Genomic DNA, 8,090 nt, shown 5'->3' with positions numbered 1-8,090 from the left:
ATTGCAGCTGCTCGAGCAGACCTTCCTTGCCTTCTAATAATCCTTCTACACTTACCTCCATCCTGCAAAGCTACAGCTACTTTTAGTTTCGCACAACTCCTTAGCCTGACGGCTATGGTGAAAACACCAACAACGGCGGATACGACTAATGGCCTATCTTTTAACTGCTTATTCTGAAGCAGCTGTATAAAGGAAGTGCAGCCCAAAACAAAAACGTCCCGCTGCCGGCGCAGGTCAGTTCCTGGTCAGCAGCGGGACGTTTTAATTAAAATATATTTATCAGGTTAGCGCTTATCGAGTTGCTTTTTTAGCTTCTCTTCCACGTTTTTCAGTAACTCATACCAGTTGTCGCCTTTGTCTTCCGCAAAAACATCATTGCCGGGTATACCCACACGCATGCCTACTTTTCTGGAGTCAGTAGCGTGATTTGTTTCTTCCTTGAAGTATACGTCCACCGAATCTATTTTCGTGCCGTGGCGCTTTAGCTTAGAAATGGAATTGCGTATAAACTGTTGTACGTCATCCGATATCGAAATGTCTACTGCCTGTACATCTACCTTGATACCTTCAAAATTCTCTGTATAATTCATAAATTCGTTTATTTTAAGTGTTAACGGAGGGTGTAATGCCTTACACGGCCTCCTTTTCATTAATGCTTTATTAAACGGGGAGAACTCGTTGAAGTTAGTCACATTTGCTGGTGAGACTTTGCTGCTCGCGTCAGTTGGGGCAGAAGAAGGTTTAAAAAATGGAGTAGCCTGTTAGCGTAGTCAGTCTTTCCAGGGCGGCCATTCCCAGTTCTGAATTTCCTTTGGGGTTTAGCGGCGGGCTCCACACGGCCACGGCATAATGGTTGGGGTGCACGGCTACAATACCGCCGCCCACGCCGCTTTTGCCCGGCAGGCCTACTTCAAAACTAAATTCGCCTGCTTCATCGTAGAAGCCGCAGGTGAGCATGAGGGCGTTGATGCGTTTTACCTGTTGCCCGGTGAGAAACTGCCGGTCCGAGTGCAGTAGCTTCCCCTGGTTGGCAAACACAATAAACGCCTGGGCCAGCTCTTTGCAGGACATGGCGATGGAGCACTGGTGAAAGTAAAAGTCCAGCACTTCTTCTACATCATTTTCCATGTTTCCGAAAGACTTCAGGTAATTCGCCAGGGCAAAATTCCGGTACCCCTCCGACTTTTCAGAGGCAGCCACTACCTCGTCGTATGCAATGGTATCGTCGCCGGTTAATTCGTGCAGAAAGGTAAGAAAGGCTGCTTTCGGATTGCTAAAGTTTGAAACCAGTACATCGGCCACCACCAGCGCCCCGGCATTAATAAAAGGATTCCGGGGGATGCCGAAATTGTCTTCGAGCAGCGACAGCGAATTGAATTTGGCCCCAGATGGCTCCACTCCAACCCGCTTCCATAAGTCACCGCCTATCGTTTTCATGGCCAGCGCCAGGGAGAGTACTTTGGAAATACTCTGGGTGGAAAAACGCGCATCACTGTCGCCAAAGCAAAAGCTTTCGCCCTCCAGGTTATACAGGTGCATCCCGAACTTGTCTGCCGGCACCTTGGCCAGTTCAGGTATATAGGACGCTACTTTCCCGGTAACTTTAACTTCAGAAAGTTCGCTCTGAATCTGGTTCAGAATCTTTTGATAATCGGTTACGTTTACTTTCATTCACTAATCGGGAGGTGGGTTTTCTAGCTTAAAACTCCAGGTGTTTTTACTCCCTTAAGCGGAGTAGTGTTTTGATTGAATTGGAATAGACGCTGGAAGCAACAATAGGTTGTTCTGGTACTTTATGTTGGTGGGAGTTAGTAAAAGTTTTTAGAGGGAAAGCTATTTGAAGGTAAAAAAGCACGAGCTGCAAGCTTGCCCTAGCGGGGGAAACTGTAGCAATTTTTTGAACCTTCACATTTTTACTGTTCCTAAATTACTGATTCTAATAAACCTCCTATGGAATCGAAACCTCCCCCAATAAGCCTTTTCAAGCCTTCTTTTTTAGCTTCTTCAAAGATCTTGTTAACCAAAGAAAGACTTTTTTGCCTAACTTTTGCAAATAGCTTACTCAGCCTTCTTATGGTCTCCTTCTTTGTAAGCTTGGTTAAGTTTTCTTTAAAGTCTGTTGCTTCATCAATTAGAGGTTGGTTCTCTTCTTTGTCTTCCTCTAAAACCTTAATCGTGTGAGTTAAGAATTTATCAAAGGCAAGCTGTATCTCTAAGTTGTAAGGCTTAACGTCAGCATCTTCATCAATAATCTCAAATTTATCAAAGAACTCTTCTTCATACTCACGTAAAACTTTCTCTTCTTTAGTTGTCCTGATATTGTCATAGCTTCGAACCAATTTAACCCAATAGGTTAAATGTTCTAGAAGACTCTTATCAATTATATTAAACCTACGTGGTGCAGTTGATTCTATACTCTCAGGACTGTACACCACAAGGATGCTAACATTTTGATTAGCATATTTGGGGTTGGAAATCAAAAATTTAAAATTTGACTCTGTGTCAACATCTGTAATATCTATTTCAAAATCTGTTTCCCTTGTTATTTCTACTACACTTATATTCTCCTCTACAAAAGCCCTTACATCTTCATGCATCTTTTGCACTGCTTTCAACAAAACTAGAGGGTAGTCTTTCTTATTTATTTTCTCTGCCATTTTTAAGAAATACTGTTTTACAACTTCTTTGCAGGTTTATTCTATTTCGCCGTTAAGGTTCATAGATAACGAGGTTTGGTTATCTACAGATTTTATATTTTCAAAAGTTCTTCTCTTGATTTGAGCGTTTTATGCCGATGCGAAACAATGAGTATATGAGTTACTATGGCCTCGTGTTTTTAACTTTAAAGCAAGGAAGGGAGGTATTTACCTCCCTTCTCTATTAGTTTAACTATTGTCTTTATGCAGGTTGTTTCTCGTTAACTTTTTCCAATCTAAGCAGGGTATTCATCAACTGGTCGGAGTAATCGTAAATATTATCTATCGTATCTATTTCAACACGTGTCTCTTTGTTTCCTTCCTCCATCAAACCCAAGTACTTTTTTGTGCCATTCAGGTGCAGGCGGCAGAGCGGCTTCCGGTTATTGTCATCTAAAACGATGCTCAGGTAACGTACCGTGTCACGATAAAATAATCTATCTCCGCTTACTTTTGTGCGTAAGATAGACTTCACGATAAAGAAGGCTTCCTGCTCCAGTTCTGTAAACTCTGTTTTGGTCTCATCGCTTGCTGCTGCTCCTTTTGTCTCTTCAACAGGCGCTGTCTCCTTTACAGATACTTCTGCTTCATTCGATAATGCAGTCTTCAACCTATCACTAATAAGTTCACTTACATATTGGTGTAGAGACTTTTTAACCATTGGTGTAAACTGCTCCATTACTTTCGCGGTAAGGATGCCGGAGTGAATGTGCTTAGCAAAATATCGCACGAAAGTTTCTGAAGGATTTGCGAATTCTGAAGCTATAATTTTCTTTATTTCCCTGGTATACTTTAGTTCTGTGGCAGCGCTAACAATCTGATCCACATCAAAAGCATTTTTTTGGTACTTCTTAAGTTCAAGTACCGCTGCCTCATTCATGTCTGTAATGTTGAACTCCCAAAATGGTTTGTTATCCATTTTGTTCGGTTCTTCTAAATCAGTATAAAAGCGATAGATAATGCCGTTAGTGAGAATACCAAAGCGTGTGCTGCATACATGGAAGTAGCGATGCAATTGAGAGTTATGTACATTCAGTTCTTCTTTCCAGTGCTTGCATTCTACTATGATTATGGGCTGTCCATCTTTTTGAATACAATAGTCTACTTTTTCACCTTTCTTTATGCCTAAGTCAGCGACAAACTCTGGTATTACTTCCAGTGGATTAAATACATCATAACCTAGGGCTGCTATAAAAGGCATGACGAAGGCGTTTTTAGTAGCCTCCTCTGTTTGAATGCTGTCTTTCAGTCGGGTCACCTTCTCTGAAAGAGCTTTTATTATGTCAATGAAATCCATGTGTGTATGTTGTTTTATAGCTTGATGAAAAATTATATAATCAATATATATAATTAAAATCTAAATCAGTAGATTATTTTTGTTTTTTTAATATTCAATTGGATAACATAAGATGTGGTGCAAGAAAGCTTAAGGGGCCTATAGTTGCAGTGGACAAAATAGTTATTACTTTAGTACCCGCCGGTCCGAGTTTGCAGCCTTACCCTGTAGCATAACTTTTCTGAAATAGGGCTTCTGTGGGAATTCTCCCCTTGAGGGGAGCAAGAGGGGTGTTTACACCTGGAGGTTTACTACTAAAAGCTTATTGTCAGGTGCCTTGACTCCTAACATTACACCCCTGCGGTCCCCTCAAGGGGACAATCTTTACTACGGATGATTCTAATTCCTATATCTAATTCCTATAATAGTACTTAAGCTAATAAGTTATGGAAAAGGATAAGGCTGCAAGCTCGTGCTAGCGTAATTAAAATTAAAAAAGCCACCTTGCTAATAGGTGGCTTTGCTGTTATGGTTTCGGAATACCCAATTGCTTGCATATCTCTTTGCAGAGCAATTCATCTATATCGGGGTGCCTGGGAATAGTTGTTTTCTTTCCGGTGGCAATATTTCTGAAGATATCGTGCTTGCTTCCGTTTCTGTGAAGTTCACAGCCGTGTGCTTTTAAGTGCTTTTCAAACTTGCCTCTTTTCAAACCGCTATGCCAGGGTTAGGTCTTTTTTCCAAACGGCATTGTCGGTAGCATTCTCTTCCCGCATATCCTCCAGATACAACTCTAGCGCATCCTGTAGGTTCTCCTGTGCCTCCTCAATGCTGCGGCCTTGTGTAAGAACAGCAGGTATCTCCTGAATCTTGCCAATAAAGAACCCATTGGCACCCTCACTCACAATCATGGTAAGCTTCATCTTTTTTCTCCTTTCTGTTAGAGCTATAACGTTATCGCCTTAGGTTAGATTCAACCCTTCGCTTGCCTGCCCGTCTGCCTCCTGCGTAATTCCAGGGTTAACGAAGGGCGTACATTAAACTTATGTACTTGTGTACAATTTTCCTATAGCCGGATCCAATTCATTGGCAAAACCAAATGCAAACCAGCAGTGCTAAAAAAAGCAAAACCACCCTCAGGCGCAGGTGGCTTTAACTACTTTATATACAACACAATTTTTATGAAACAGGCACCTCTTCTGCCGGTGTGGCTTCTTTTCTACGCTTCAAAAACTTCATAACGGCTGAACCGGCAGCTACCACAGCAAGCGCAATTACTTTCCAGAACTTCAGCAGCAGCGCGAAGAAGCCTACTTTGGCTAACATCTTTCCTGCTACCAGTCCGCCTATCGTCCAGGCGGCTACTTCGTCTACTTTTGGGTCAAAGTCGAAGTAACTGTGCCCGCTCTCGAAGGCAACATTGCCCGTAACGGTGGCTATGCTTTGCTGTACCTCCGGCAGGTTGTTCATACCGGCGATGGCATTCAGCACCAGCACACCTTTGCGCCCCAGCACACGCACGTTATAATTCAGCGTGTGCTCGTCAGCTTCCCCGAACTTTATCTCTTTGGCCCAGTGCAGAATCTTTTGATCCGCATCGTAATAAGGGGTGGAGGCCCAGCCTATCAGTTGGATGGGTTCGTATCCTTCGGCCTTACGTGCTGCGTTTTCCTCTAGTGTCTCTTCCTGCATGGTGTTCAGCAGGTCGGCATAATCAATTTCGTTTGCATCATCATCTTTCACATAGCCTATTTCATCAAACTCTACGTTAAAGACCCAGCTGTTGGAGTCGAGCACCCCATACTGCTCCGGCACGAGCATGCCCAGCGAAGTGCCCGTTTTAGGGTTGCCCCATAGATCAGTCAGCACATATTCTGCCTGCTCCCCATCAAGAAACTTGAAGCCTTTTGGTACTGTAATGGTGGCAAGGCCATCTTTGAGGCTGATAACGCCCGTTTGGTACTGAAGCGAGTTTTCAATTCGCTGAATCTCCAGTTTAAGCGAATCAACTTCCTGGGCATAAGAAGCCACACTGGCGAATACCAAGAGCAATAAGGTGTAAATTTGTTTCATAAAAAATAGGATGTTTTGGATAAGGTTTGATTAACATTTAAATATAATAATATTCTTTTATATAGGGTATAGCCTGTTCTTTTTTGCAGCAATATTTAAAATTTTGTGTGGAGGCAGCGCATGCCGTTTGCTGTTGCATTTACCTCAGCAACCGCAATCCCGTCGGTGCCGCATTGGTTTGCGCTTGCAGCTGTTAAAGTCACGATGGAGGAGATGAAGCTGGGTGAGTGAAAAAAGCGCGAACCGCAGGCCTGTGCCAGCGGTTATATGGCATCGCAATAATTGGATTCAATTTTCCTCTCATTTTATGCATTTATACTAAATTAAAATATTCAAATTACAGCAGAATACTGAAACCGGATACTTAAATTGCAGTCTAATCGCCAGTCATGAAACAGGAGTTCAAAAATGCATTTGGGAAGGTATTCATTACTGTTGCCGTAGACAGAGAGAACAGATGGGTGCACACCAATTGGATCGGATACCTGACAGAAGAGAATATCAAAGTAGGTGCACTGGCGTATACCGAGGCTGTGAAAGAAGCAGGCTTTAACTGTGTGCTAAACGACACCAGGCAAGTCATTGGCGGCTGGGACCACTCGCTTGACTGGGTGGTAAACCAGTGGGCGCCACAGGCTGCCAAGGCAGGCATAAAGCACTTCGCCCTCATCACCAATCCGGAATCTTTTGCGGAAATCACTGCAACATCCTTCTACTCAAGCCAGAAGGCGTTTGAAGTAAAGATTTTTGATGATAAAGCTGAGGCGGAGGCCTGGTTGCGTCAATTTACTTTAGCCAGGAAATAGCCTATAAGTTCATTTTAGCGTATCTGCCTTTAATAATTACATAGATTAGCTTGTAAATGAAAGAGCAGGTAGCGTTACAAAAAGTATATGGGGATGTGTTTTTTACCGCCAGAACAATAGAAGGCAACGCCTTTATTTATGCGCAGTGGTTTGGGGTGCAGTCCGTGGAGACAGTGAAGGAGGGTGGTTACAAGCTACTGGATATGATAAAGGAACAGCCCTGCTCCAAACTGCTCAATAGTAACAAACATGTAATCGGCTCCTGGGACATGGCACTGGACTGGGCCGAAAACGAATGGGCTCCCCAGATGAAAGCCGCCGGTTTAAAGTACCTGGCGCAGGTAGTGCCCTCCAGTATCTATGCAACGCTCTGCATCGAAAGTCTAATACAACAAATAGACAGTGAGTTTGAAATCAGGATGTTTGAAGAGGACGCTGACGCAGAAGCCTGGCTCTTATCGCTGGATAAATAACAAGAGCTGTCTTTTCCTGTTGCCAGCATTACAGTCCAAAACAGGTTGTCACACCTGTTCTCTCAGAGCGGGATAACATCCGGCCGATGAATCCAGGCAGTGTAGTAGTATAAAGCAATTTATCCGGCTTCACCTGGTTTAGAGCCAGCTGTGGAACAAAAGCGGGAAGGCCCTGCATCTCAAACGCAAGGCTTCCCCGTTATCAAAATATGTTCTGGCCTTAAACCTGGATGCAACCGGAAGCGTTTCTCGCCATGCACCACTTTATCCAACCTTGAGGTTACCGTGTAGCTTATCTGTTGATTTTGCTGCCTCTGCTTCTGCTAACTGCTGCCTTTCATAATCGCCTTTATACTTTTCATGAAGCTTTTTATAAGAGCTGGCGGCGTGGTTAATGTACTCTTTGCCGTCTGCATCCGCTTTATTGGCGGCGGCCATCAGCTTCTCATAGCACTTCTGAAGGGCGTTTATGACCATTTCTGATTCAATGTCACTGGTGGAGTAGTTGTATACTTTCATTTGGCTAAGAGTTAAAATATGTTTCTAATTTTTCTTTTATCAGCAAGTGAGCAGCAGGCATCCGGTATCCAGGTTTCACTTTGTTTTATCTATAATCGAGGTCCGCTACAATGCAACGCCTGGCAAACTCCTCAGATTCTTTCAGCACAGCGGTCCTTTTTGTCTGTAAAATATAATTCTTTAAATATATACTAGTGGTTTAATTATTTTATGAATTTGCATCCTGACGTGCAGCGATGCTTATATC

General features: G+C 43.2%; 10 protein-coding genes. 2 read left to right on the top strand and 8 right to left on the bottom strand.

Annotated elements, in window-relative coordinates; translation table 11 throughout:
- Nucleotides 1-284 precede the first annotated feature (284 nt).
- From hpf to DXT99_RS21890, 7 genes are all read right to left on the bottom strand, one after another.
- The gene (hpf, locus tag DXT99_RS21920; RefSeq protein WP_115567737.1) at nt 285-590 is read right to left on the bottom strand and encodes a ribosome hibernation-promoting factor, HPF/YfiA family; all 306 of its coding nucleotides are present in this window, start codon (nt 588-590) and stop codon (nt 285-287) included.
- Between the two features lie 151 nt (nt 591-741).
- Nucleotides 742-1,671, bottom strand: a complete 930-nt coding sequence (locus DXT99_RS21915; RefSeq protein ID WP_115567736.1) for a glutaminase — start codon at nt 1,669-1,671, stop codon at nt 742-744.
- A 251-nt stretch (nt 1,672-1,922) separates the two neighbouring features.
- Nucleotides 1,923-2,657 carry a hypothetical protein gene (locus tag DXT99_RS21910; RefSeq protein ID WP_115567735.1) on the bottom strand — a complete coding sequence of 245 codons (735 nt, stop codon included), beginning with the start codon at nt 2,655-2,657 and terminating at the stop codon, nt 1,923-1,925.
- A 241-nt stretch (nt 2,658-2,898) separates the two neighbouring features.
- Entirely contained in the window at nt 2,899-3,993 is a 1,095-nt protein-coding gene (locus tag DXT99_RS21905) for a type I restriction endonuclease (protein WP_115567734.1), read from the bottom strand.
- Nucleotides 3,994-4,498: 505 nt separating this feature from the next.
- Nucleotides 4,499-4,684 (bottom strand): type II toxin-antitoxin system HicA family toxin, encoded by a 186-nt coding sequence (locus tag DXT99_RS21900; protein ID WP_115567733.1) that lies wholly within the window; start codon nt 4,682-4,684, stop codon nt 4,499-4,501.
- Nucleotides 4,685-4,688: 4 nt separating this feature from the next.
- Nucleotides 4,689-4,895, bottom strand: coding sequence for a type II toxin-antitoxin system HicB family antitoxin (locus tag DXT99_RS21895; protein ID WP_115567732.1), 207 nt, complete (start codon nt 4,893-4,895; stop codon nt 4,689-4,691).
- Between the two features lie 256 nt (nt 4,896-5,151).
- Entirely contained in the window at nt 5,152-6,045 is an 894-nt protein-coding gene (locus tag DXT99_RS21890; RefSeq protein ID WP_115567731.1) for a DUF2167 domain-containing protein, read from the bottom strand.
- A 389-nt stretch (nt 6,046-6,434) separates the two neighbouring features.
- On the opposite strand from DXT99_RS21890, the gene DXT99_RS21885 reads away from it, so the two are divergent.
- Together DXT99_RS21885 and DXT99_RS21880 are read left to right on the top strand one after the other, a co-directional pair.
- The gene (locus DXT99_RS21885) at nt 6,435-6,851 is read left to right on the top strand and encodes an STAS/SEC14 domain-containing protein (protein WP_115567730.1); all 417 of its coding nucleotides are present in this window, start codon (nt 6,435-6,437) and stop codon (nt 6,849-6,851) included.
- A gap of 56 nt (nt 6,852-6,907) precedes the next feature.
- The gene (locus tag DXT99_RS21880; protein WP_115567729.1) at nt 6,908-7,324 is read left to right on the top strand and encodes a hypothetical protein; all 417 of its coding nucleotides are present in this window, start codon (nt 6,908-6,910) and stop codon (nt 7,322-7,324) included.
- Nucleotides 7,325-7,588: 264 nt separating this feature from the next.
- Here the strand turns inward: DXT99_RS21880 and DXT99_RS21875 are convergent, their stop codons facing one another.
- Nucleotides 7,589-7,843, bottom strand: coding sequence for a hypothetical protein (locus DXT99_RS21875; RefSeq protein ID WP_115567728.1), 255 nt, complete (start codon nt 7,841-7,843; stop codon nt 7,589-7,591).
- Nucleotides 7,844-8,090 lie beyond the last annotated feature (247 nt).

The organism is Pontibacter diazotrophicus (assembly GCF_003367245.1).
In the GTDB taxonomy this organism is placed as follows: domain Bacteria; phylum Bacteroidota; class Bacteroidia; order Cytophagales; family Hymenobacteraceae; genus Pontibacter; species Pontibacter diazotrophicus.
Note: the sequence above shows the minus strand (reverse complement) of the source record. Positions and strands in the feature narration are given on the sequence as shown.

What these genes read in the sequence shown, in the direction of transcription:
- hpf (WP_115567737.1), bottom strand. Translation starts at nt 590, where the DNA reads ATGAATTATACAGAGAATTTTGAAGGTATCAAGGTAGATGTACAGGCA.
- DXT99_RS21915 (WP_115567736.1), bottom strand. Translation starts at nt 1,671, where the DNA reads ATGAAAGTAAACGTAACCGATTATCAAAAGATTCTGAACCAGATTCAG.
- DXT99_RS21910 (WP_115567735.1), bottom strand. Translation starts at nt 2,657, where the DNA reads ATGGCAGAGAAAATAAATAAGAAAGACTACCCTCTAGTTTTGTTGAAA.
- DXT99_RS21905 (WP_115567734.1), bottom strand. Translation starts at nt 3,993, where the DNA reads ATGGATTTCATTGACATAATAAAAGCTCTTTCAGAGAAGGTGACCCGA.
- DXT99_RS21895 (WP_115567732.1), bottom strand. Translation starts at nt 4,895, where the DNA reads ATGAAGCTTACCATGATTGTGAGTGAGGGTGCCAATGGGTTCTTTATT.
- DXT99_RS21890 (WP_115567731.1), bottom strand. Translation starts at nt 6,045, where the DNA reads ATGAAACAAATTTACACCTTATTGCTCTTGGTATTCGCCAGTGTGGCT.
- DXT99_RS21885 (WP_115567730.1), top strand. Translation starts at nt 6,435, where the DNA reads ATGAAACAGGAGTTCAAAAATGCATTTGGGAAGGTATTCATTACTGTT.
- DXT99_RS21880 (WP_115567729.1), top strand. Translation starts at nt 6,908, where the DNA reads ATGAAAGAGCAGGTAGCGTTACAAAAAGTATATGGGGATGTGTTTTTT.
- DXT99_RS21875 (WP_115567728.1), bottom strand. Translation starts at nt 7,843, where the DNA reads ATGAAAGTATACAACTACTCCACCAGTGACATTGAATCAGAAATGGTC.